Genomic DNA, 24,391 nt, shown 5'->3' on the forward strand with positions numbered 1-24,391 from the left:
GGCCCGGCAGCTTCCAGCGGCGCGGGGTCTCCAGGGCTCCGGAGGTTGGATTGAGCGACACAACGGGCAACAACTCCGGCTTCGATTTCGAGATCACGCTCGACGGCACGAAGGTGGGTGTCCGTCGTGGCGAGAGCGTCTACGAGGTCTCCGAGCGGCACCAGAAGGAGATCCCGACGCTGTGCTACGATCCGCGCCTGGAGGCCTTCGGTGGCTGCCGCCTCTGCATCGTCGAACTCGACGGCGCCCGCAACCCGGTAGCCTCCTGCACCATGCGGGCGGGACGGGGCATGCGGATCACGACGCGATCCGCACGGCTCGACATGCACCGCCGCGTCCTGATGGAGATGGTCGCGTCCGAGAACCGCGACACGGACGTCGATCCGCTGTCCGGGTACGCCTCTGGGGAAATGGCAGTTCTTCTCGACCGCTACGAGGCCCGAACGGGCCGTTTCGCGGGGGCCAGATCGGGCCGCAGCCGTCCGGACGACGACAACCCCTTCATCCTCCGCGACTACGAGAACTGCATCTCGTGCTACCGCTGCGTGCGGGTCTGCGCGGAGCAGGAGGGCGACTACGCGATCTCCGTCATGAATCGCGGCTTCGAGACGCAGATCACGACGGAGTTCGAGGGCCTGCTCCGGGACTCGGCCTGCACCTTCTGCGGACAGTGCATTCAGACCTGTCCCACCGGGGCGCTCGCGGACATCAAGGCGCTCGCGAACGCCGCGGTCCCCGGTGAGACGAAGAAGACGCGGACGATCTGCCCGTACTGCGGGGTCGGCTGTTCCGTCGACGTGATGAGCCGTGGGGACACGCTGATCGGCGTGCAGCCGGCGATGGATGGACCCGCCAACGAAGGCGCGCTCTGCGTGAAGGGCCAGTTCGCGTTCGATTTCGTGCAGCATCCCGATCGGCTCGCGCATCCCATGGTGCGCGGCGAGGACGGCGAACTCCACGAGACGGACTGGGACACGGCGCTCGACCGGGCGGCCGCGGGGTTCACGTCGGCCCTGGAGGACTACGGCCGGCACTCCGTGTACGGCATCGCATCGGGCCGCGCGCCGCACGAGGCGGCCTACATGATGCAGCGCTTCATCCGAGGCGCGTTCGGCACGAATCAGATCGACAACTGTAGCCGTGCCTGACACGCCCCCACGGTCGCCGGTCTGGCGGCCTCTATCGGACGGGGGGCGATGTCGAATCCGCTCGAGGACATGGAGAAGCCCGATGTGATCTTCTGCATCGGGACCAACATGACCGAGTGCCACCCGGTGGCTGCCACCCGCATCAAGCGTGCGGTCGCCCGCGGCGCTAAGCTCATCGTCGCCGATCCGCGCCGGATCCCCCTCGCCGAAATGGCGGACATCTACCTGCCGCTCCGGGTCGGGTCCGATGTCGCGCTCCTGCTCGGAATGGCACATGTGATCGCCCGCGAGGGACTCGTCAACGACGAATTCGTGGCCGACCGAACCGCCGAGGGCCGGGACTTCGTGGAACACGTGCTGGAATATCCCCCGGAATGGGCGGAATCGATCACCGGGGTGGACGCGAAGCTGATTGAGCAGGCGGCGAGGTGGTACGGTGCCGCCGAGCGCGGCGCGATCTACTACACGCTGGGGATCACGGAGCACATCTGCGGCGTCGACAACGTCCAGAGTCTCTGCAATCTCGCCCTCATGACCGGCAACATCGGGCGCGAGGGAACCGGGATCAATCCGATGCGGGGACAGAACAACATCCAGGGCGCGGGGGATTGCGGGGCGCTTCCGAACAACTACCCCGGCTTTCAGTCCGTCCTCGACTCGGAGATCCAGGCGCTGTTTGCGGCCGCCTACGGGCGGGAGTCCGACCTCGAAATAGGCCCGACCAAGGTGCAGGCGCTCGACATGTGCGGCGACCGGATCCGGGCCATGATCATCAACGGCGAGAATACCGTCGTCACGGATCCCGACCGCGAGCACTGCGAGCACGCGCTCAGGAGCCTCGACCACCTCGTCGTCATCGACATCTTCCTCACCGAGACGGCCGAATTGGCCGATGTCGTGCTCCCGGCCACCGCCTGGGCGGAGACGGACGGCGTGTGCTCGAACACGGAGCGGCGCGTGCAGCGTCTCCGGAAGGCGGTCGACCCGCCGGGCGAAGCCAGGCCCGACTGGTGGTGCGTGTCCCGGATCGCCCAGCGGATGGGACTGACGGGTTTCGGGTTCGAGTCGGCGAAGGAGGTCTTCAACGAACTGTGCTCGCTGTCGCCGATCTACCGCGGCCTCGACTGGGACCGCATCGAGCACGGTGAGTACCACTGGCCGGTGCCCGAGCGGGGCCACCCCGGCACACCGATCCTCCACCAGGGCGAGTTCGAGAACGGGCGCGGGATCTTCCAGCTGGTCCGGTACCGAGACCCGGCCGAGACGATCTCCGAGGAATATCCGATCTGGCTTACGACCGGACGCCGCCTGCCCGCCTATCACACCAGAACGCAGACCGGACGCGCGGCGGGGATCGAGTACCTGCTGTCGGAAGAGCGTCTTGAGATGAACCCCAGGGACGTGTCCAGGTGGGGTCTCCGGGACGGCGGCTGGGCGACGATGTCGAGCCCGCGCGGCCAGGTACGGATCAAGGTCGAGGCGAATGACCGCTCTCCGCCCGGAACCGTGTTCGCGTCGTTCAGCTTCAATGATGTACCGGTGAACTATCTTACCGGAGGCGGCTACGATCCGATCACGCACACGGCCGAGCTGAAGGTCTGTCCGGTGAGGGTGGAGCCGGCCTAGCCGCCCGCCCAGGCCTGGTGGTCGTAGGCGACGATCCGCCCCTCGATCGCCGAGGCCACGCACGTGAGCGGACTTGCGAGGTAGACCTGACCGGGACCGCTGCGGCCCGGGAAGTTCCGGTTGATCGAGCTGATCGTGACCTGCCGCCGCGAAGTCGACACTCCCGGTCCCGCGTTGATGCAGGCCCCGCAGCCGGGGGCCAGCACCTCGAACCCCGCGTCGCGCAGTGCCCTGTCGTGGCCCTGCTCGCGGCTCCAGGCCTCGACGTCGATCGAACCGTACTGCGCGTACGCCCGCACGGAATCGGGAACACGCCGGCCCGCCTCCACGGCCTTGCGGGCCACCTCGGCGTACAGCTCGAAGTCCGTACGCTTGGAGCCCGTGCAGGACCCGATGAACACCAGGTCCAGTTCGATGTCCTCGCCGAGAGCAGAGATCGGCACGCCGTTCCCGGGGTCGCCGGGGGTCGCGACCAGGGGCTCCACCCGGCTCGCGTCGATCCCGATCGTCGCCGCGTATTCCGCTTCCGGATCGCTGTGGAGACCCTCACACAGAACCCGCACCTCGTCCGCCGACATGCCCCGCCGCCCGGCAAGCCAGGCGACGGTCTTCTCGTCGGGCGCGACGATGCCGGTGAAGCCCCCCACCTCGGCCGCCATGTTCGTCAACGTCACCCGCTCATCGATCGACATGGCGTCGATCGCTTCTCCCGCGAACTCGATAATCCGACCGATGGCCTCCCCGCTCTTGACGGTCGGGTGACGGAGCAGCTCCAGGATCAGGTCCTTCGCGACCACGCCGGGGCGCGGTGTGCCGGTCATGTGGACCCGAATCGACTCCGGCACCTCCACCCGGACGTCTCGTGTAGCCCAGGCGTTGACGATCGCGGATGTGCCCACGCCGAAGGCGACGCACCCCAGCGCGCCGGAATGCGGTGTATGCGAATCGCTCCCGATGATGACCTGCCCGGGCAACGCGTACCGGTCCTGCACCACGATGTGGCAGATCCCCTCGCTCCCGGTCCGGTCCGGCAACTCGCCGTGCAGGCGAACGCCCTTGGCGGCCGCGAACTCGCGCTGGCGGTCGTGAAGGGCGTGCGCCGCATCGAGCAGCCCCGCGGCCTTGCGTTCCTCCGTGATCACCTCGTCCAGGAAAGCCAGGTGGTCCCGGAAGAAGAGGATCGAATCCGTGTCGTTGAGCCCCGCGTCGCCGGCGAAGTCCTCCCAGAACGTTGACGCCATGGGCGTCACGTACTCGTGAGAGAAGCGAAGATCCGCTCGCACGAACCCGGTGTCGCCGGGCTTCACGGCCGGCACGCCAAGGGCATCGGACGCGGCGTCGGTCACCCAGTGCCGGGCCAGGATCTTCTCCGCGATGGTCTGCGGCCGGACCTCCGGCGTGTCGATCTCGGGGAGAGCCACGAGCCCCTTGAGCCGCGCCACCGCGTACTCGAGCAGACCGCCGTACTCGATGATGTCCCGCTGGATACGTCCCGCGTCCCCGATGAAGGCCTCGAGCGGTATCTCGACCCCGCGCCGGATCTTCTCGATCAGTGAGAAATCGGTCGAGGCGAGCAGGCCGATGTTCGCGCAGTTCTCCTCGTAGATCCGCTCGATGTTCTCTCCGATGACGACACGCAGGCCCGCGGCGCGCTCGGCGTACGGCGACGCCTCCCGGCTGGACCCCTTGCCGCGCCGCTTGCCGGACACCGAACACACGAAGCCGCCGTTTCGGATGTCGTTGCGGCCGATCGGCCGCTCATCGCCACACAGGAGGCCTACGTACGGGTATTCCCCCAGCTTCTCGTCGAAGTGGTAGCAAACCCAGCCGGGGGTGATTTCGTCGGTCGAGATGTCGTCCCGCAGGGGGATCGACGGATCCCAGTCGAGGTCTTCGCCCGCGAGCTGGCGGCGGATGAGGTCCGGGTCTTCAGTCAGGAAGAGGACACGGCCCTGGAGCCGCACGGTCGGCGGCCGTTTGGCGACCTCGGTTTCGAGGAGATGTTCCAGCATGTCGGCGCTTCAGTCCTGTCGAGGGCCCGCGAAGGCGAGGATGATAGGGTCGCGGGACCGGACGGGCCAAGTCGGCACATGACGTGGCAGGGACTCCGGGGCCCCCAGGGCCGGGCGGCGGCAGGCGGCGGCAGGCGGCCAGCCGGTCAGCTGGGCCAGAAGATCGGGATGAGAAGCGTGGCCGTCACCAGCATGAGGAGGTTCAGCACACCACCCACCTTGATGAAGTCCGAGAAGCGGTATCCACCCGGCGCATAGATCATGACGTTCGTCTGGTAGCCGAACGGGGTCACGAACGAGGCCGACGCCCCGAACATCACGGCGACGAGGAGCGCGTACGGATTCATCCCGGCCTGCGTCGCTGCGAAGATCGCGACGGGCGTGAGCATCACCGCCGTAGCCGCGTTGGATACGATGGCGGTCAGTACGGCCGTCAACAGGTAGAAGGCCCCGATCAGCCCGGTCTCCCCCAGGGTCGATGTGAGGGTAACCACCCACCCCGCGATCCACTCGGCCGCCCCTGTGGACTCGAGCGCCACGCCCAGAGGGATCAGCCCCGCGAGCACGAAGATCACCAGCCAATCGACCTCGGCGTAGATCTCCTCGACGCGCACGCAACGCGTGAACACCATCAGTCCGACTCCGGTGAGGGCGGAGGTCATGATGTCGAGGACGCCGAGACCGGCCATCAGGACGACGCTGACCATAATGGCCGAGGCGACCGCGGCCCGCGGTCGCCCTCCGGGCTGCGTCTTGACCTCGGACATGGGGATGAATCCGGGGTCGTCGGCCAGCCGCTCGAGCGCGGGCGTGGTCCCGTGCATCAGCAGAAGATCGCCCACCCGAAACTCGATCTCGGCCAGTCGCTCGGTCACCGTCACGCCGTGCTGCTGGATCGCGAGCACCGTCGCATCGTATCGCTGTGCAAAGCTCTGATCCTTGAGCGTGCGGCCGACGAGGGCCGAGCCGGGCGCCACCAGAATCTCGACGAGCCGACCGCCTCCCGCCGTGAGGTCGAGTGGCCCGTGTGTGCGCTCGGTGGGGGTCACGAGACGCTGCCGCCGGGCAAGATCCAGCAGCCGGTCGGCCGATCCCTGCACGTACAGGAGGTCGCCCGGCCGTATGTGGCGCTCCCCGTGCGGCGCCGTGATATCCTGCCGGTCCCGTTCGATCCCGAGGACGGTGACCGCGTACCGCTCGCCCCATCCCAGTTCGGCCAGCGACTGGCCGGCCGCCGGCGAATCCGGCGCCACCAGCAGTTCGGTGACGAAGCGCCGGACCTGGTACTTGCTCGACAGGTCCGGGGGGCGCTCGCGGCGAGGCATCTGCTTGCGGCCCACGGTGAAGAGGTAGGCCAGTCCCACGGCGAGACAGATCAGGCCCAGCGGGGCGATCGAGAACATGCTCAGTTCGTCGTAGCCCCGGCTCACCGCTTCTCCATGTACCACGAGGTTCGTGGACGTACCGATGAGCGTGACGGTCCCCCCGAGGATGGAGACGAAGGAGAGCGGCATGAGGTACATGGAGGCCGGTTCCTCGGCCTGCTCGGCGAGCGAGATGAAGACCGGGATGAAGACCATCACCACGGCCGTGTTGTTGAGGAAAGGCGAAAGAAAGGCGACGATGAGGCAGAGCACGAACATGCGGCTGTACGGCCCGCCGAGCGGAGCCGTTCGCGCCCACAGCCCGATCGCCGCGACGAGGCCGGTCTTGCGGAGCCCCAGGCCGAGGACGAGCATCGCGCCCACCGTTACGGTCGCGCGGCTCGAGAGGCCCGAGACCGCCTGGGCCGGCGTCAGGATGCCGCCCAGAAGCAGGGCGACCGGTATCGCCATCGCGACCTGGTCCAGGCGTAGCCGATCGATGGCGAACAGGACGAGAGCCGCGAGCGCCAGACAGAGCACGAACACGATGTCGAACGTCATGCGCAGATGTTCAGCCCTTGCCCGTCCCGGCGCCAGTCGGGCGAGATTCTGATGCGCCGGATCCTCGTCGCGGGCGGGACCGGCTTCCTCGGACGGGCCTTCGCGCGGGGGCTGGTTCGCCGGGGGGCGCGAGTCGTCGTGCTGACCCGGTTCCCCGACAGGGCGGCGGGTCTCGGGCTCCCGGTCGACTACGTGCCGGGGGACGTCCGGCGGCCCGACACCCTTGGGCCCGCGATGCGCGGCGTCGACACGGCCGTCCTCTGCGTGCAGTTCCCGGGCTACCCCGTGGAAGCACCCGCGCGGGGCCGCACCTTCATGGAGGTCGACGCGCGGGGCACGGCCGCCCTCGTGGAGGCCGCGGTCGGGGGGGGGGTTCGAAAGCTGGTGTACGTGTCGGGAGTGGGGGCCGATCCGGACGCCGCGCGGATCTGGTATCGTGCGAAGGGACTCGCCGAGGCCTCGGTGAGGGAATCGGGCCTCGCCCACGCGATCGTCCGACCTTCATGGGTCTACGGGCCCGAGGACCGGAGCCTCAATCGCTTCGTGACCCTCATCCGCGCCGTCCCGTTCTTCTTCCCTCAACTGGGCGGAGGTTGTGGACGGATCACGCCCATCCATGCCGACGACCTGGCGGATCTCGTCTGCGAAGTGACACTGGGTACGGCGGGCGACGGGCTCACCCTGGAAGCGGGCGGACCCGAAGTGCTCACGCTGGACGAGGTCGTCCGGACGGCGATGCGGGTGCTCGGCCGCCCGAAGCCGATTCTCCACCTGCCGCTACCGCTCGTGAAGCTCGGCGGCGCCCTTCTTGAGCTTCTTCCCGGCCAACTGCTCTCGCGAGGTGCCGTTGACTTCGTCACCCAGGACGGCGTGGCGGACTCCCGCCTCGTCCGCAACCGTTTCCCGTCCTTCCATCCTCGGGCTATGGGCCCCGGACTGGAGGCGTATCTGTCCAGTTCGTGACCATCGCGTGGGGCGTTGTCTCCCTTGCATTTTGCGCGTTTGTCGGCTTAGCTTTAGTTGGTTTTTGAAGGTAGCGGAGCCGGTCTGCCGCAGGTCTCCGTATTCTCACGTTGGAGAGTGTTCGAGCGGCGCGCGCCCGAGGATTCCCTGGCGGTCCCACAGACACGCAGGAGGTCGATATGAAGGTTGGTTCCAGAAAGCTGAGCTTGACGCTCGGCGCGGTGGTGATGTTGGCTCTCCTGCCCGTGCGGGCCGAGGCGCAGACGGGTCCCTATTCTCCGATGTTCTGGTCGTTCGAGGGCAGCGTCGGGATGGTGCTTCCGATGGGCGACATCGCGGACGCGGCCGAGTCCGGGCCCGCGTTCACGGCCGCCGCGTCCTATTTCATGAGCCCGCGGCTCGCCCTCCGGGCGGAGGGTGGTCTCGACATGCTCGGCACGAAAGGCTCGGTCGATCCGAACTTCCAGATTCTGCACCTGCTGGGCGGGATCGAGTATCACCTCGTCGATCCGATGGGGAACACGACCGTCGCCGTGGATGTGCTCGCGGGGGCCTCGACCTTCGACACGGATGTCATTCGGGTGCATGACCACCCCAGCTCGGGTGACTTCACCGTCGGCCTGGTGAACGGCTCCTACGTCTCGGGCAATGCCGGCATCAAGGTCGGATACAACTTCGCCCGGCACGCCGACAGCGGCGTCCCCATGGTGACGCTCTTCGCCCATGCCAAGGTGCGCATGATCTGGGCGGACGCGGAGAACACCCATGTCTACATGGCGCTGAACGGCCTGGATGGGTTCGACACCGTCATGGAGATTCCCTTCTCGGTGGGCCTCCGCATCAACTTCCCGTGATTTGCTGAAGCTGAAGGAGAGCCCTCGGGGCTCCCGCCCTGTTGATTCAGGACGTTCATAACGCAAGAAGGAGAAGTGGGGATGGGTGAGACCAGAAGATGGGTGGCGGGCGTTGCGGTCATACTTGCGTTCGTATCCACGGGCTGCATGCAACTCGTGCGCCAGTGGGAGCTCGACGCGATCATGGAGCCCGTCCACGGGCAACTCGCCGATCACGAGACACGGATCTCGGCGAACGCGGCCGCGATCGAGTCGTTTCAGAACGACATCGATGAACTGCGGCGCCGACTGGATCAGTTGCAGCGGGAGTTCGGCGGGCATGTGGGCGACGACGACATGCACGGGGGCGGCCTTGCCGTGTCCCTCCCGATTCATTTCGACTTCAACGGTTCCGACATCCGTGCCGTCGATCGGCCTATCCTCGACGCGTTCGCCGCGACGATCGCCGGCACGTTCCCGCAGGCGCGGATCACCGTAGAGGGCTCGGCCGATCAGGCCGGTTCCGCCGCCTACAACATGCGGCTGTCGACAGCGCGTGCCGAGAGCGTGAGGGATTATCTCGTTCAGAACGGCGGTCTCGACGCGGACAACGTCGGCGCCGTCGGGATGGGCGAGAGTCGACTCGTCAACGAGGAGACGGGGGTCCAGAACCCGCAGAGCGGTATCGAGAATCGCCGCGCGACGTTCATCATCGAATGGGCCGGCCCCGGCTCAAGCTAGGATCGACACTCTGACAGATCCGCCGATGGCGGTCTCGGAGCCAGGCTCCCGGGTTTCGGCCCGGGAGCCTTTTTTCTCGACGGGATATCGGGCCGCTCTCGAGCGGGTGGCTTGCCTTCCGGATCGCGGACGAAGCGTCGTTGCCTTGTCGGGTGCCGCGCCGCTGCGCGTGGTCAACGGTCTCGCGTCGAACGACACGGCCGAAGTCGAGAACGGCCGCGGGACCTACTCCTATCTGCTCGACCGCCGCGGACGGGTCGTGGTCGATCTGAGGGTCCTCCCCGCGCCGGAGTTCGAGGCGTCCCCGGGTCCGCTCACGGTGTGGCTGGATGCGCCCGCATCGGGCCGGGAGGCGCTGACGCGTCACCTCGAGAAGTACGTGCCACCGATTCTCGCGATGCACCGACCGACGAGCGCGGGTGTGGTTTCCCTCCTCGGCCCGCTCGCCGCCGACGCGCTCGGGCGCTGGACCGCCGACTCGAAGGCGGTCTTCCTGAAGGACCCGGGCGAACTCGAGTCTCTGGAGGCGACCACGGTGCGCCTCGAAGGCGCAGCCGGGCTCGCCGTGCGCCGCGAGGACATCGAGGGGCCCGGTTTCGACCTCTACGTGGAACCGAAGGACGGCGGCGGGGCCGAGGCAGCAGCGATTCGCAAACAGCTGGAATCCGTGGTGGCAAGTCTGGACGGGACCGTCGCGACCGGGGCGGATTGGGAGATTCTGCGGGTCGAGCGAGGGTTGCCGGCGTTCGGGGCGGAACTGGGTCCGGACCGGCTGGCACCGGAAGCGGGTCAGGATGCCCGGGCCATCAGCCTCACGAAGGGGTGTTTCACGGGACAGGAAGTGGTCGCCCGCATTCACTACCGCGGCCATGTGAACTGGCACCTTCGCGGGATCCGGGGCGGGGCGGGGACGCCGGGCGACACCGGCGATCGTTGCGGTTTGGTGGGCTCCGAGCTTCACGCCGTCGCGGGTCCGCCCGCCCGGAAGCCTGTCGGCGTCGTCACATCGGCCGTCGTCTCTCCGCGCTTCGGACTGATCGGCCTCGCATATCTCCGCCGCGAGATCGAACCGGGCGATACGGTTCGATCCCTCCAGGCTCCCCATGGGGAGTTCGAGGTGACCGCCCTTCCCTTTACCAATAGGTAAAGGGCCAACCGCAAGGCGTTGCCCCCCTTTCCTGGCTGCGGTATTCTCCGCCATGTGACGACGTATCTGGAAGCGATCCGGGAGGCGATCCGGGAGGAAATGAAGGCCGATCCCGATGTCTTCATCATGGGTGAAGATATCGGGGCCTACGGGGGCGCCTTCAAAATCACCGAAGGCTTGCTGGCCGAGTTCGGCCCGCAGCGGGTCATCGACACTCCGATCAGCGAGGCGGCGATCGTGGGGGCCGCGATCGGTGCGGCGCACATGGGTCTGAAGCCCGTCTGCGAGATGCAGTTCATCGACTTCATCGCGCCGGCCTTCAACGTCATCGTGAACTTCGCGGCCAAGGTCCGGTATCGCACGGGCGCCGGCGCCGGTCTCGTGATTCGCGGGCCGTGCGGCGCAGGCGTCCGGGCCGGCCCATTTCACTCGCAGAACGTGGAATCGTACTTCGCCAACGTTCCGGGTCTGAAGATGGTCGCGCCCGCCACTGTCCGGGACGCGAAGGGCCTTCTGAAGGCCGCGATCCGCGACCCGGATCCGGTGCTTTTCTTTGAGCATAAGTACCTCTACCGGCGACTCAAGGATGAGTTGCCGGCCGGTGAGGAGATCCTGACACCCCTCGGGAAGGCCCGGACCCACCGGGAGGGAGCCGACCTGACGATCGTCACCTACGGGGCCATGGTCCATACGGCACATGAAGCGGCCGAACGAGTCGCCCACGAGGACGGAGCGGAGGTCGAGATCATCGACCTCAGAAGCCTGCAACCTCTCGACGCCGCCGCGGTCCTCGACAGCGTGAGAAAGACCGGGAGACTCCTTATCGTGCACGAGGCGCCGCGCTTCGGGGGCTTCGGGGGCGAGTTGGCGGCGGTGGCGTGCGAAGGGGCGTTCGAGTGGCTGGACGCGCCGATCCGGCGTGTGACCGCCCGCGACACGCCGGTGCCGTATGCCGCGCCGCTCGAGGATGCGCACCTGCCGCAGGTCGCTGACATCGTATCGATGGCTCGCGAACAACTGAATTACTGAGGGACGCCGAGCAGGCACCGGGGAAGGAAGAGCTATGTCGAAAGTGGATGTGATCATGCCGCAGATGGGTGAATCCATCGCGGAGGGGACGTTGACGCGCTGGCTCAAGTCGGTCGGCGACCCGGTCGAGCGGGACGAAGACCTGTTCGAGATCTCGACGGACAAGGTGGACGCGGACATCCCTTCCCCCGCCGCGGGGGTGCTCGCCGAGGTGCTCGTGCAGAACGGCGAGACGGTCGAGGTGAACACGATCGTCGCGAGGATCGAGACCGATATGACCGCCGGTGTGGGCCAGGTGGAGACGCAGGCGGGCGATATGCCCGACACGCCCGCTCCGACCGCCCCCGCGCCCGATCCGGCACCGGCCGACACGGCCGCGGCCACGCTCCCGGAGGCCGTCGCGGCGGCGGCGGACGGACCGCCCGCGAGCCGCGAGGAGCGACTGAGGACGCGGTCCACGCCGCTCGTGCGGAAGATCGCCGCCGAGCATGGCGTCGACATCGACCAGGTGACCGGCACCGGCAGTTCCGGACGGGTGACGCGCGATGACATCCTGGCCTTCATCGCGGCCGGGGGGCAGGAAACCGCCGGCCCTCCGGAAACGGCTGTCGCGCAGCTCCCGGCGCCGGTCCCGGTCCCCGACGATCCAGCCCCCCCGGCGCCCATGCCCGCCCCTCCGTCCGCCCCGACCCTCGGGCCGGCGGCGCCCGGGACGCTTCGCGTTCCGATCCACGGGGCGACGCTGGACATCAAGCTCGGCTCCGTGCCGGTGCGGGATCGGGACCGGGTCGAGGAGATGAGCAGAGTCCGCCTGCGGACGATGGAGCACATGCTCATGTCTAGGCGGGTGTCGGCCCATGTGACCTCCGTCAACGAGGTCGACTTCGAGCGTGTCGTGCAGTTGCGGCGATCGATGAAGGGAAGGTTCGCCGAGCAGGGCGTGAAACTCACGTACGGCCCGTTCATCTACCGGGCCGTGATCGACGCCCTGCGACAGTATCCGATCCTGAACGCGTCCGTGGACGGATCGCGAATCGTCTATCACGGGAATATCAACCTCGGCATCGCCGTGGCGCTGAACGAAGGTCGCGAACTCATCGTCCCCGTGATCAAGGACGCGGACCAACTCAGCCTCCTGGGGCTCGCGGAACGCGCCAATGCGCTTGCGGCCAAGGCCCGCGACAAGGCGCTCGACTTTGACGACATCCAGGGAGGCACGTTCACGATCACCAACGTGGGTGTGTTCGGGAACCTGTTCGGGACGCCGATCATCAACCAGCCGCAGGTGGCGATCCTCGGCACGGGCGTCATCGAAAAGCGGCCCGTGGTCGTGCAGGACGCTCTGGGTAATGACGTGATCGCGATCCGCCACCGGGCGTATTTCGGCCTCTCTTACGACCACCGGGTCGTGGACGGCGCGATGGCGGCGTTCTTCCTGAACAGGGTGCAGGAGTACCTCGAGGACTTCCCGGGCGAGATGGCCTAGCAGCCCTCATCGGCGCCGGTCGCGGCTTGACGCCATCGGGACCGCCCGGTAGGCTGGCCGCGTTCCTCCACGGGGACCCGGCGCCGGTTCAGAATTCGACGGGAGACAATGGAAAGCTCGGTCGCGGTGCGAGATCGCGGATTCGGCAAGACCCTCCGAACGGATCGCTGGTGGGTACCCCCTCTCAGCGTAGCTCTGGGGCTCGGCTTCTTCGGGCTGTATGCGACCTGGGCGATCCTGCAGGGCGGCAACTATTTCGCCGACCCCTACCTGTCCCCTTTCTACTCGCCGTGCATCGCCGCCAGCTGCCCCGAGCAGATCCGGTTGCTCCGGCTCGAGTGGTGGCCCTTCTCGCCCGCGATCCTGATGATGGGGATCATCCTGGGGTTTCGGGGGACCTGCTACTACTACCGGAAGGCCTACTACCGGGCCTATTTCCTCGATCCGCCCGCGTGTGCGGTGGGGGAGTTCCGCGGCGACAGGTATGGCGGCGAGACGAAGTTCCCGTGGATCCTGCAGAACCTGCACCGCTATTTCCTCTACGCCTCGATCGTCATCTGGCTCTTCCTGACGTACGACACCGTTCACGGCTTTTTCTTCGAGGACGGGTTCGGGGTGGGGGTCGGATCCCTGATACTGCTGCTCAACCTCGTCCTCCTTTCCGGCTATTGGTTCGGGTGTCATTCGCTCCGGCACCTGATCGGGGGCAACGTCGACTGCTATTCCTGCGCGCTTGCGGGGAAGGCGCGCTACAAGGCCTGGAAGGGCGTGAGCTGGTTCAACAAGCGACACATGAACTGGGCCTGGTTCAGTCTCGCTTTCGTGTGTGTGACCGACCTCTACATCCGGCTCGTCGCGATGGGCACGTTCCAGGACCCACGGCTCTTTTGAGTCGTCCACCGATCCCCGTCGGGGGACCTTTCTGACGACTCTCACTCCGGCTACGCACACCGACCCTCAGCGGAACCTGCATGGAGATACGAGAACGCCACGAACATGACGTGCTGGTGATCGGAGCCGGCGGCGCCGGGTTGCGGGCGGCCATCGAGGCGATTGCGACCGGCGCCTCCGTGGCGCTCGTCGGCAAGTCGCTGCTCGGCAAGGCGCACACGGTCATGGCCGAAGGCGGCATCGCGGCCGCGCTCGGCAACAACCGGCCCGAGGACAACTGGCGCGTCCATTTCCGCGACACCATGCGCGGCGGGAAGGGGCTGTGCGACTGGCGCATGGCCCAGGCTCACGCGCGGGAGGCGCCGGATCGCGTGCGGGAGCTCGAAGCATGGGGCGCCCTCTTCGACCGCGCGGAGGACGGCCGCATGAACCAGCGCCCGTTCGGGGGACACACGTACGGGAGGCTGGCGCACGTGGGGGACCGGACGGGGCTGGAGTTGATCCGGACGCTCCAGGACCACGCCGTGCACGAGGGCGCCGATGTCTTCATGGAGTGCACGGTCTTCCGCTTGCTCGTGGTCGAGGGCCGTGTGGCCGGTGCGCTGGCCTACTGGCGTCCAACGGGCGAGTTCGTGGTCTTCCGGGCCCGGACCGTCATCCTTGCGACGGGCGGGCTCGGCAAGGCGTGGAAGATCACGTCCAATTCGTGGGAATGCACCGGTGACGGCGCCGTCCTCGCGTATGATGCCGGGGCCGAACTCATGGGAATGGAGTTCGTCCAGTTCCATCCCACCGGCATGGTGTGGCCGCCCAGCGTGCGCGGCACGCTCGTCACGGAGGGGGTCCGCGGGGAAGGCGGCATCCTCACGAACAGCGAAGGTGAGCGCTTCATGTTCCGCTACGTCCCCGAGATGTTCGAGGGGGACTACGCGGAGACCGAGGAGGAAGCGGACCGCTGGGTCGAGGGGGATCGTGTACGCAATCGCCGGCCGCCCGAACTTCTGACCCGGGACGTGGTCGCGAAAGCGATCATCGCGGAGGTGGAGGCCGGGCGCGGCAGCCCGCACGGCGGCGTCTTGCTCGACATCTCCAGCAAGCGCAGCCCGGAGTACATCAAGGCGAAGCTCCCGAGCATGTATCACCAGTTCAAGGAACTCGCCGGCGTCGATATCACGGTCGACGCGATGGAGGTGGGACCGACGACGCACTACGCGATGGGGGGCGTGAAGGTCGACCCGGAGACGGGCACCACCTGCGTGCCCGGCCTGTACGCGGCGGGCGAGGTCGCGGCTGGACTGCACGGGGGCAACCGCCTCGGCGGGAATTCCCTTTCGGACCTCATCGTTTTCGGCCAGCGCGCCGGTGCGGCCGCCGCCGCGGAGGCGAAGGATCTGGATCTCATCAACGTCGCCGACGGCGAACTCGAGGACGCCGCGCGGCAGGCACTCTCCCCCTTCGCGCGCGAGGGCGGGCGCAACCCCTTCTCGCTGCAGGAGGAACTGCAACAGGTCATGCAGGACAAGGTGGGGATCGCTCGAACGGAGGCGCACCTGCACGAGGCGCTGGCGGACGTGCGGCGGCTGCGCGCGGCGGTCGACGGCTGTTCCGTTGACGGAGGGAGGGCCTTCAACCCCGGCTGGCACACCTGGATCGACCTGCATGCCCTGCTCACGGTCTCCGAAGCCGTCGTGCTCGCGGCGCTCGAGCGCAGGGAGAGTCGCGGGGCTCATACCCGGATTGACTATCCAGATTCGGACCCCGAGTTCGGGCGGGTCAACCTGGTCATTCGATCCTCCGACGGGCGGATGGTGACCGACGCCGAGCCGGTAGCGGCGCCGCCGGACGACCTGCGGCGGCTCATCGAGGAAGGAGTGTAAGCGAGGTGGCGCAACGAACCTTCGAAGTCTACCGCGGCTCGGAAGTCCAGGGGGCGCTCGAGTCCTACGAGATCGACGTGGACGAAGGCATGGTCGTACTCGACGCGATCCACCGCATTCAGGCCGAACATGCCCCGGACCTTGCCGTACGCTGGAACTGCAAGGCCGGCAAGTGCGGGTCCTGCAGTTGCGAGGTCAACGGGCATCCCCGACTCACGTGCATGACGCGGTTGTCGGACTACGGCGCGGAAGAGACGATCACGGTCACGCCGATGAAGGCCTTCCCCGTGATCAAGGACCTCGTCACGGACGTCTCGCAGGGGTATCGGAACAACGCCTCGATCCCGCGCTTCAAGCCGCGCCCGCGTGACGCCGAGGACGGCTGGCGGATGCAGCAGTTCGAGATCGAGCGCGCGCAGGAGATGCGGAAGTGCATCGAATGCTTCCTCTGCCAGGACGTGTGCCACGTCCTCCGGTCCCACCGGAAGCACGAGGAGTTCATCGGCCCGACCTACCTGGTGAGGACGGCCGGATACAGCCTGAATCCCATCGATGTCGAGGATCGGAGCGCGTTCCTGAAGGACTCCGCGGGGATCGGCTACTGCAACATCACGAAGTGCTGCACGGAAGTGTGCCCGGAGAGCATCACCATCACCGACAACGCGATCATTCCGCTCAAGGAACGTGTGGTCGACCGCTTCTACGACCCGCTCAAGGCGCTCGTCCGACTCGTGCGGAGAGGCTAGGTGAAGCTAGACGTCGTCTGAGGTGACGTCCTCTATGTTGAGCACGAGCATTCCCGCGACCCGCCGCAGGACCGATCCCGTCGTGAGGTAGATCTCGGCACCCGACACGAGGGCCGTGGCGATCTGGAACGCCCGTTCGGGGCGCCCTCCCAGCCGTGCCCGGACCTCGGCGGCCTGAAGCGCGATCTCCGGGCCTGCCGGTACGAGCTTAAGTCGCGCGTGGAGGCGTAGCGCCCGGGCAACCTCCCGGGCCAGGGCCGTCTCCCCCTGCCGGTAGACTTCCGCGAGGATCTGGTACAGGGAGAGGCTCGAGGTCTGGGCGGTGATCCGCCCATCCCGTATGCCCGCGAACACGACGTCCGTGCGCGCGACGGGCCCGGTCGCCGTGAGGTGGAGGGCCAGGACCCGCGCATCGACGTGGACCAGCGTGGCCCGAGCGAGACGTTCGACGAAACCATCCGGCGTCCCGACCTCCGCCGTCATCCGTCGGTGAGCTCGGCCCAGAGGTCCCCGGATCCGGCGACGTCCTTGAGGGCGCCGCCGAGGCGATCCTCCAGATCCGGCGGCAGCTTCTCCATCCGGACCGTGTCGCCCTCCACCGTGACGGCCAGCCGGTCGCCGGGTGCCAGGCCAAGGGCGTCCCGGGCCGACTTCGGCACCACGATCTGGTTCTTGCTGCTCATCTTTACGGAAACGACCATGAAATCAACTTATGCTTTACGGCGGTCCTTTACAATTCTCGGATGGCGGCTTCTTCGCTACGTAGACGGCGCGAATGCGATGAGCGACACAATGTACCCAAGGTAAAGCAAGAGTAGGAGCGCACCCTCCCACCGTTGCACCGTACCTCTATGCAAGGCGAGCGGGATGAGAATGATCGAGAACGCGAGGGCCGGAAGGACGTAGCCGATGACGATGCTCGGGTCGAGGACGAGAGGTCGGAGGAGCGCGGCCGTGCCGAGGACCAGACCGAGATTGAAGACGTTGGAGCCGATGACGTTCCCGATTGCAATGTCACCCATGCGCCGGTAGGCGGCGACCAGCGTGGATGCGAGTTCCGGCAGCGAAGTACCCACCGCTATCATGGTTGCGGCGACGACGGCCTCGGGCAACCGGAGCGCGACCGCGATTCCCTTCCCGCCCTCGAGCAGCCACTCCGCTCCGAAGTAGAGCAACGTCATGCCGAGCCCGATTCGCAGGAGCGACCCCCAGGGGCCGGGTAGGTCGGTCTCCGCATTGTCTGCTTCGGGCTCCCCTGCCGACTCCGTTTCGCTGGCGGCGAGCCGGGGTGGCTGGGGTTCGCTGTGCCTGACTTCGCTCCTCTCCCACCGCAGAAGGAAGAAGAGGTAGAGCGACCAGCCGGACACGAGCACGAACCCGTCGAGTCGACCGAGGGCGTCGTTCAGGGACAGCGCCATGACGAGCGACAGCACGAAGATGACGAGCGGGGTCTCCCTCACGATGACCCGGTGGTGCACCACAATCGGGCGAATCAGGGCACCGATACCGACGATCAGGCCCACGTTCGCCGCGGTCGACCCCATGACGTTCCCGACGGCGAAGCCCGCGTCCCCGTCCAGTGCGGCGCTCGCGCTCACGAAGAGCTCGGGGGCGGACGTACCGAAGGCGACCACCGTGAGGCCGACGACGAGAGGACTTACGCCGAGGCGCTGAGCCAGCGCGGCCGCTCCGCGGACGAGCCAGTCCGCCCCCAGCGTGAGGGGCACGAGCGCGAACACGAAGAGAAGCGTGTCCCTCATCGGCGGTCAGGGCGTTCCGCAGAACATACGACGGCTTCAAGGCCCCCCGGGTCGCGCCCTCGTGACCCCGGCGAGATGGGCTTCCGGGTCAGCTGCGGCCAGCCGCGTGCTTCTTCGGTTGGAGGGAATGCCCAGGCCCTTTCGTGCCCGAAGCCGTCGCCGCGGCGGGGACCTTTTCGGCCGAGTCCGCCTTCGACATGTGGAAGCGGCCGTCGATCTGCCCACCCTCGTCCAGCTTGATCCGCCGGCTCCGGATGTCACCCTCGATGCGGCAGGTCTCCTGCAATTCCACCCGGCTCGCGCCCATGACCGTCCCCTGTACGGAGCCGGCGACCACGACATCCTGGGTCTCGATATCTCCGACAACCTGCCCCTTCTTGCCCACGACCACCGACTTCGATGCCTTGACAGACCCTTCGACCTTCCCTTCCACGCGCACCGTGCCCTCGCACCGTATGTCCCCGAGGACGGTCATTCCCGGTGCGATCACCGAAACCACGTCGCTCACCTCGCGGACGGGTGGCGCTTGTCGAGAATCTCTGATCATGTCCCCTTAATCCTCACTTCGGTTCCGTGTCCGTTGGGGCCCTGGCGCCACCCCGAACACTGTGGTCTGCGACCAGCGTAAGCGGATCCAGCAGCGCGCCGCTCCGCGCCAGCTCCAAGTGCAGATGGGGCGCCGACGATCGCCCTGTGTTGCCCGTAAGGGCAATCACCTCGAGCCGCTCCACCTGGTCACCGGCGCCGACGAACAGCCAGGAGTTGTGCCCATACAATGACGTCAGCCCGTCGGCGTGCGCAATCCGGAGGAACTTTCCGTAGACAGGGTCGTCCCCCGCTTCTTCGACAACCCCCACCTGGATCGCTCGAACGTAGGATCCGGTGGGTACCGCGATATCCAGGCCCGTGTGCCCCTCCCCGGAAGCTTCCGGACGCGAACCGAACGTCCTCGTTATGAAGCCCCGCTGCGTGAGAGGCCAGGCGGGCGTCGCACCTTCGAGATCCGGCGGCGACGGCAGGGCCCGCGTGCCGGCTCCCACGATGTTCGCCGGCGGCGGGGCGGCCGGTCGCCCTTCCGTCGCCGCGTCCTGCAGGAGGCCGAACCCTTCTTCCAGCTCGATCAGCCGGCCCGCCAGGTCGTTGACCCGAGCCCGCTCGGCCCCAAGCACCGCGAGCCGGGCCTCCAGTTCCGCGACTCGGGCCGCCTCGCTTCGTCCGGCGATGAGCACCCCCAGCAGTACGCCGACCGCAACGATGGCGAGTATGGACCCCGACACCGTCAGGAGCACCCGTGCCGTTCCCAGCCGCTGGGTACGGAACCCGTGCCCGTCGCAACGGACGAACTGAAGCGTCCAGTCCTGCAACCGCATCATTCCCGCAACTCCGCAGCCAACGCCTCGCCTCCCATCAATTCAACCAGTCGCAGGAAATCTTCCGAGTCATGGAAGCGGACGACCACTTCGCCGCCCCCGTCCGACCGGGTCCGGACCTGTACCTGGGTCCCGAAGCCGCGTTCCAGCTCGCGTTCGGCCCGCCGCAGGAAAGGATCGTGCGTTTCGCGACTTCGCTTGCCCGGCCGCCGCTTTCGGGATGGTCGACCCCTCCGAACGCGGCGCTCCGTCTCGCGCACCGACCAGCCCTCCCCCACGGCCTCCACGGCCATCCGAGTCCGGGCCTCGGCGTCCGGGAGCATCAGGAGCGCCCGGCCGTGGCCGGCGGACAACTGCCCGCTCGCGAGCAGCGTGAGCACGGGGGCGGGAAGCGCGAGCAGGCGAAGCGCGTTCGCGACCGTCGATCGATCCCGGCCCACGTGGCGCCCGACCTCCTCCTGCGTAAGGCCGAACTCCTCCATCAGCTGTCGGTAGCCGCGGGCTTCCTCCAGGGCGGACAGGTCTTGCCGTTGAAGGTTCTCGACGAGGGCCACGACCAGCATCTGTTCATCGGTCAGGGTACGCACGATCGCTGGAACCGAATCCCAGCCAAGGCTTTCGATCGCCCGAAACCTTCGCTCCCCCACGACGATCTCGAAGCCGTCCGCCACAGCCCTCACGACGATCGGCTGGAGCAACCCGTTCTGTCGAATTGAGTCCGCAAGTTCGGCGAGCCGTTCCGCGTCGAACTCGCCGCGCGGCTGGAAAGGATTGGAACGCACGGCGTTAGTCGGAATCGAGGCGTCGCTCGTCGCGGGTTCGGCATCGAGGTTTTCGCCCAGGAGCGCGGCGAGCCCCTTCCCGAGGCGGCGGTCGCTCTTAGGCAATCTTCTCCTCCCGATGCCGATCGAGCAGCTCGCGCGCCAGGCTGAGGTATCCGCGGGCGCCGCTCGACAGGAGATCGTAGCTGGCAATCGGTTCGCCGAAGCTGGGCGCTTCGGCGAGTCGGATGTTCCGCGGGATCATCGTGTCGAAGACTTTGCCCCCGAAGTACTCCCGCGCCTCGGCCGCCACCTGCTTGGCGAGGTTCAGCCGCGAGTCGTACATCGTCAGCAAGACCCCTTCGATCTCCAGGCCCGGATTGATCGCGCGCTGGACGAGCCGAACCGTGTTCAGCAGCTGGCTCAAGCCCTCGAGAGCGTAGAACTCGCACTGGATGGGAATCAGCACGGCGTCGGCCGCAGCCAGGGCGTTCAAGGTCAGCAAGCCGAGTGACGGGGGCGAATCGATGAGGATGTAGTCGTAATCCTCGCGCAACACGTTGACCTTCTCGCTCAGGATCTTCTGGCGGTCCGCCCGGTCGATCAACTCCACCTCGGCCCCGGTGAGATCCCGGCTCGCGGAGACGACCGACAGACAGGAAAAGTGCACTTCGTCTCGCACCGCAGCCCGCAACGGTTGAGCGGTGACGAGGCAGTCGTACACGGTCGGCGTATTGCCGTCCTTCCGGAGGCCCAGCCCGGACGTCGCGTTCCCCTGCGGATCGAAGTCGATGACAAGCGTCTTGCGCTCGGCGATCGCCAATGACGCACCCAGGTTGATGGCCGTGGTGGTCTTGCCGACCCCGCCCTTCTGATTGGCGATGGTGATCACTCGACCCACGACGAATCCGCTCCTCGCTCGATCCGGCGGCTGACAGATCGCCGCTGGAGTCCTCTAACATGTTGTGGCACAATTGGTTACGAATGTAGTCCGGTTGTCGTCGTCGCCTCGATCACCGGATTCGGCCGGGGTGAACGACGGGCCTGCCGGACCACGATGCCGGACCACAACCAATATACCTCCGTCTCGAGTTTATGCACGTTTCACGTGCAACGCTCCGGCCGCCGTTCGCCCCCGGGGGGGGGCCGTGACGCTGACCGGTACCTGTCTCCGGGAGTTTCGTCCGAGCTCCGTGCTCTCGTTTCACGTGAAACGCCTCCCGCTCTCCTCTTGCCCGTTCCCGTCGAGACGCAGAGCTTCGTCGTCCGACTCAGCTATGGTTCTGCGCTTGTCTGCGGCAACGAATCGTTGGAAAGAGGAGAAGAAGAGAATCGTGCCGACAATCCGGACGAACGACCGCCTGATCCTGGCGCTCGACGTGCCGAGCGCCGAGGAAGCGCGCGCCCTGGTCGACACGCTCGGCGGGACCGTTTCCTTCTACAAGATCGGTCTGGAACTCTTTCTCTCGCGCGCCTACTTCGACCTTGCCGACTGGTTGCGATCCCGGGGGAAGAGGGTCTTCGCCGACCTGAAGCTGTACGATGTACCCCAGACGGTGGGCTCCGCCGTCCGGCAGCTTCGGCGCAGAGACGTGGATTTTCTGACCGTACACGGCAACGACGCGATCCTCCGGGCCGCTTGTGACGCGGCGGGGGGGACCTTGGGCATCCTCGCGGTCACCGTGCTCACGAGCCTTGACCGGGCGGACATGGAAGATCTCGGCTTCAAGGCCGACATTCCGGCGGTTGCACGCTCCCGTGCGCGCCGGGCGCAGGCGATCGGTTGCGCCGGCGTAGTCAGCTCCGGACACGAGGCCGCCGGGATCCGTGCGGTCGTATCCGATGGTTTCCGCATCGTCGTTCCCGGAATTCGCGCCGCCAGCCAGGCCGGCCACGACGATCAGAAGCGCACGGTGGACGTGGAGACGGCGTTCGAAGCCGGAGCGGACTACATCGTGATGGGGCGGCCCATCCGCAACGCGCCGGACCCGGTGGCGGCCGCCGCCGCCGTCCAGGATCGGATTGCAGCTCATTTTACGCCGGATGGATGAGGCCCTCGTGGCTCGCGGCGCAGCGACCCGATACGCACGTAACCCACTGTATTATAAGATATTACGGGCGCCAGCGGTAACCATTCGGCACCCCGACCCGGCCACCCGTACGCAACCCGAGGTCGCTGGCTCCCTGAATCAGGCCCCGATGGTCGTTGACGGGCCGTTGAGACCCGACGCGCAACTTGACCTTGTTCCCGGTCCTGGCGAGCCTGCGAGGTCCCGCTCCGGCCCCGGTGGTTCTGGCGCGGAGGTGAACCTGAAGCAAGAGGCACTTTTTCCGCGTACCGGTGTAGACGCACTGACACCCGTATTGCCTACCGGAGCCGTAATGCGATGATAGAACTTCCCGACGTAGAGCGGATGATAGAGAGTATCGCCGGCTACACGACCGGCAAGACGATCTCGGCCATTCGCATCGACGATCCCAGCGTGGTGTCCGTCAAGCCCCGGATCGTACAGGATCACCTCGAGCACCACGCGGTGGATTCCGTCGAGCGCCAGGGCCGACACGTCGTCCTGAGGTTTCGTTCGGACTACAGTCTGGTCTTCGACATGGGAGACGACGGTCTCCTGCGACTGGAGTCCCAGACGGCGCCCCCTACCGAGAGAACCCGGATTCGGTTCCAGTTCGCGGCGGGCAGAGAACTCAGGTTCTCGTCGTCCGGGTCGCAGGGCGCCGTGGAGGCCGTCGCGGCCAACGAGTTCGACGAGAACGGGGCGCTCGCGAGTCTGGGCGTCGATCCGCTGAGCGAAGACCTGACCGTCGAACGGTTCGAGAAGCTCGCGTCCGACAACGCCCGATCGACCATCAAGGGATTTCTTCTGAACCAGAAGGCCATCGCCGGTATCGGTAACGATTACGCGGACGAGATCTGCTTCCAGGCCGGGGTACGCCCCGACCTGCGGGTCGGCAGCCTGCGACCCGACCAGATTCAGCGCCTGCACCGTTACCTGAAGCGGGTGCTGCGGCGCGCCACGCTTCACTGGAGTGCCGCGCACTCCGACCCGGGCTGGCTGATCAACTCCCGCCTCAACGGGAGTGGCTGCCCCCGCTGCCGGCATGAGCTTACCTTTCTCCGGGTCACCGGCCGCAAGACCATAATCTGCCCGAGGTGCCAGCGGGCAGCCTGAAGATTCGTCTTCGGCGGCCGCGCAGTCGGGCGGGCGCGTCCTTCGCGTCCGCCCTCTTGTTTCTCGCGCCATCGGTGTGCGGGTCGCTGTCCGCTCAGACCCATGGCGCGCCCGCCGACCCGATCCGTGACCGCAACGGGCACCCGTTCCGAACCCCCGCCGGTTCCCCGCTCGAGCCCGTGCACCGTATCGCATTCTACCGCGCCGTCCGCAACTCCGTCCGCAACGGAATCGCCTTGGCGGATATCGGAGATCGGCTCCAGTTCTGGATCCGGCGAGATCCGGACGGGTCCGTGGAGTGGGCGGGGGCGATTCACGGCGGGGCGTTCTCCCGTTTCGATCTCGGTGGGCCGGATCAGAGCCTGATCGAGGTCCACTACCGGATCGGAGCGCTACTGCGCGCCCGGCTGGGTGCGCTCGCGGCTCGCGCCGAAATCTATCACGTCAGCTCACACCTGGGGGACGAGTTCCTCCTCGACACCGGCACGGAGCCCATCAGCACGAGTCGCGAGGGCCTCGAGGTGCTGGTCCAGGGATCCCCCCTGTCCGGCCTGACCGTCTACGGCGGACCCGGGGTGCTACTCCGGAGTTCCCGTGACCTGAAGCGCGTCTCGTTTCGGGCCGGCGCGGACTGGGAATCGTCCCGCCTCGCGCACGCGCGGCTCTACGCTTCGCTGGACCTTTTCGGTTGGGCCGAACTCGGCTGGGAGCCCGCGCTCGCTGCCCAGGTGGGGGCCGCGCTCGGTCGAGGCACGAAGATCGGGTTCGGACTCGGGTTCGGCCCTTCGCGGGCAGAGCAGTTTTTTCGCGAGTCCGAGAGACTGCTGGGCCTCTCGATCTCCCACGTGCGCTGAAGCCCCGACTCCGCCGCGGCCCGTCCAGCAGCCCGTA

Annotated in this window: 22 protein-coding genes; 13 read left to right on the forward strand and 9 right to left on the reverse strand. The window is 67.1% G+C overall.

All coding sequences use genetic code 11. The annotated features are described in order from the left end of the window. The first annotated feature begins 50 nt into the window (after positions 1–50). Positions 51–2,774, forward strand: coding sequence for a formate dehydrogenase subunit alpha (gene fdhF / locus ACPXY0_RS15900; protein ID WP_423926202.1), 2,724 nt, complete (start codon positions 51–53; stop codon positions 2,772–2,774). On the opposite strand, the gene ACPXY0_RS15905 is transcribed toward fdhF, so the two are convergent. Together ACPXY0_RS15905 and ACPXY0_RS15910 are read right to left on the reverse strand one after the other, a co-directional pair. Continuing rightward, positions 2,771–4,786 (reverse strand): aconitase family protein, encoded by a 2,016-nt coding sequence (locus ACPXY0_RS15905; protein WP_423926204.1) that lies wholly within the window; start codon positions 4,784–4,786, stop codon positions 2,771–2,773. The two genes, fdhF and ACPXY0_RS15905, sit on opposite strands and share 4 nt — an antisense overlap. Before the next feature lie 146 nt (positions 4,787–4,932). Continuing rightward, positions 4,933–6,711 (reverse strand): SLC13 family permease, encoded by a 1,779-nt coding sequence (locus tag ACPXY0_RS15910; RefSeq protein ID WP_423926206.1) that lies wholly within the window; start codon positions 6,709–6,711, stop codon positions 4,933–4,935. A 51-nt stretch (positions 6,712–6,762) separates the two neighbouring features. On the opposite strand from ACPXY0_RS15910, the gene ACPXY0_RS15915 reads away from it, so the two are divergent. From ACPXY0_RS15915 to ACPXY0_RS15955, 9 genes are all read left to right on the forward strand, one after another. After that, positions 6,763–7,674, forward strand: coding sequence for an NAD(P)H-binding protein (locus ACPXY0_RS15915; protein ID WP_423926208.1), 912 nt, complete (start codon positions 6,763–6,765; stop codon positions 7,672–7,674). A 179-nt stretch (positions 7,675–7,853) separates the two neighbouring features. Then, positions 7,854–8,528 carry a hypothetical protein gene (locus ACPXY0_RS15920; RefSeq protein WP_423926210.1) on the forward strand — a complete coding sequence of 225 codons (675 nt, stop codon included), beginning with the start codon at positions 7,854–7,856 and terminating at the stop codon, positions 8,526–8,528. Positions 8,529–8,609: 81 nt separating this feature from the next. Further along, on the forward strand, positions 8,610–9,248 hold the full coding sequence (locus tag ACPXY0_RS15925) for an OmpA family protein (RefSeq protein ID WP_423926212.1): 639 nt from the start codon (positions 8,610–8,612) through the stop codon (positions 9,246–9,248). 145 nt (positions 9,249–9,393) lie between these two features. Then, positions 9,394–10,395, forward strand: coding sequence for a YgfZ/GcvT domain-containing protein (locus ACPXY0_RS15930; protein ID WP_423926214.1), 1,002 nt, complete (start codon positions 9,394–9,396; stop codon positions 10,393–10,395). Between the two features lie 54 nt (positions 10,396–10,449). After that, positions 10,450–11,424, forward strand: coding sequence for an alpha-ketoacid dehydrogenase subunit beta (locus ACPXY0_RS15935; protein WP_423926216.1), 975 nt, complete (start codon positions 10,450–10,452; stop codon positions 11,422–11,424). A 34-nt stretch (positions 11,425–11,458) separates the two neighbouring features. Continuing rightward, the gene (locus tag ACPXY0_RS15940; RefSeq protein WP_423926218.1) at positions 11,459–12,910 is read left to right on the forward strand and encodes a dihydrolipoamide acetyltransferase family protein; all 1,452 of its coding nucleotides are present in this window, start codon (positions 11,459–11,461) and stop codon (positions 12,908–12,910) included. Positions 12,911–13,018: 108 nt separating this feature from the next. Continuing rightward, the gene (locus tag ACPXY0_RS15945) at positions 13,019–13,801 is read left to right on the forward strand and encodes a succinate dehydrogenase (RefSeq protein ID WP_423926220.1); all 783 of its coding nucleotides are present in this window, start codon (positions 13,019–13,021) and stop codon (positions 13,799–13,801) included. A gap of 80 nt (positions 13,802–13,881) precedes the next feature. Beyond that, complete coding sequence (locus ACPXY0_RS15950; protein WP_423926222.1) at positions 13,882–15,678, forward strand: fumarate reductase/succinate dehydrogenase flavoprotein subunit; 1,797 nt, start codon at positions 13,882–13,884, stop codon at positions 15,676–15,678. A 5-nt stretch (positions 15,679–15,683) separates the two neighbouring features. After that, complete coding sequence (locus ACPXY0_RS15955) at positions 15,684–16,424, forward strand: succinate dehydrogenase/fumarate reductase iron-sulfur subunit (protein WP_423926224.1); 741 nt, start codon at positions 15,684–15,686, stop codon at positions 16,422–16,424. Positions 16,425–16,430: 6 nt separating this feature from the next. Here ACPXY0_RS15955 and ACPXY0_RS15960 read toward each other — a convergent pair whose 3' ends face one another. The 7 genes from ACPXY0_RS15960 to ACPXY0_RS15990 all read right to left on the reverse strand — a co-directional run bounded on the left by ACPXY0_RS15960 (position 16,431) and on the right by ACPXY0_RS15990 (position 21,216). After that, entirely contained in the window at positions 16,431–16,907 is a 477-nt protein-coding gene (locus ACPXY0_RS15960) for a type II toxin-antitoxin system VapC family toxin (RefSeq protein WP_423926226.1), read from the reverse strand. Then, positions 16,904–17,107 carry an AbrB/MazE/SpoVT family DNA-binding domain-containing protein gene (locus ACPXY0_RS15965; RefSeq protein ID WP_419943285.1) on the reverse strand — a complete coding sequence of 68 codons (204 nt, stop codon included), beginning with the start codon at positions 17,105–17,107 and terminating at the stop codon, positions 16,904–16,906. The genes ACPXY0_RS15960 and ACPXY0_RS15965 overlap by 4 nt, the downstream gene beginning before the upstream one ends. 75 nt (positions 17,108–17,182) lie before the next feature. After that, positions 17,183–18,184, reverse strand: a complete 1,002-nt coding sequence (locus ACPXY0_RS15970) for a calcium/sodium antiporter (RefSeq protein ID WP_423926229.1) — start codon at positions 18,182–18,184, stop codon at positions 17,183–17,185. 88 nt (positions 18,185–18,272) lie between these two features. Then, a complete protein-coding gene (locus tag ACPXY0_RS15975) occupies positions 18,273–18,731 on the reverse strand; it encodes a bactofilin family protein (protein WP_423926231.1) in 459 nt (152 codons plus the stop codon). 13 nt (positions 18,732–18,744) lie between these two features. Further along, entirely contained in the window at positions 18,745–19,557 is an 813-nt protein-coding gene (locus tag ACPXY0_RS15980) for a M23 family metallopeptidase (RefSeq protein WP_423926233.1), read from the reverse strand. After that, a complete protein-coding gene (locus ACPXY0_RS15985; RefSeq protein ID WP_423926235.1) occupies positions 19,554–20,441 on the reverse strand; it encodes a ParB/RepB/Spo0J family partition protein in 888 nt (295 codons plus the stop codon). The genes ACPXY0_RS15980 and ACPXY0_RS15985 overlap by 4 nt, the downstream gene beginning before the upstream one ends. Next, positions 20,434–21,216: a ParA family protein gene (locus ACPXY0_RS15990; RefSeq protein WP_420463752.1), complete on the reverse strand. Its 783-nt coding sequence runs from the start codon at positions 21,214–21,216 to the stop codon at positions 20,434–20,436. Before ACPXY0_RS15990 ends, ACPXY0_RS15985 begins: the two co-directional genes overlap by 8 nt. Before the next feature lie 433 nt (positions 21,217–21,649). Here ACPXY0_RS15990 and pyrF point away from each other — a divergent pair, with 433 nt between their 5' ends. The 3 genes from pyrF (at position 21,650) to ACPXY0_RS16005 (ending at position 24,354) form a co-directional block, all read left to right on the forward strand. Then, on the forward strand, positions 21,650–22,366 hold the full coding sequence (pyrF, locus tag ACPXY0_RS15995; RefSeq protein ID WP_423926238.1) for an orotidine-5'-phosphate decarboxylase: 717 nt from the start codon (positions 21,650–21,652) through the stop codon (positions 22,364–22,366). Between the two features lie 336 nt (positions 22,367–22,702). Further along, entirely contained in the window at positions 22,703–23,500 is a 798-nt protein-coding gene (locus ACPXY0_RS16000) for an Fpg/Nei family DNA glycosylase (RefSeq protein ID WP_423926240.1), read from the forward strand. 179 nt (positions 23,501–23,679) lie between these two features. Beyond that, positions 23,680–24,354 (forward strand): DUF1207 domain-containing protein, encoded by a 675-nt coding sequence (locus ACPXY0_RS16005; protein WP_423926242.1) that lies wholly within the window; start codon positions 23,680–23,682, stop codon positions 24,352–24,354. Positions 24,355–24,391: the final 37 nt, after the last annotated feature.

It is taken from the genome of Candidatus Palauibacter sp. (assembly GCF_965237495.1).
In the GTDB taxonomy this organism is placed as follows: Bacteria; Gemmatimonadota; Gemmatimonadetes; order Palauibacterales; family Palauibacteraceae; genus Palauibacter.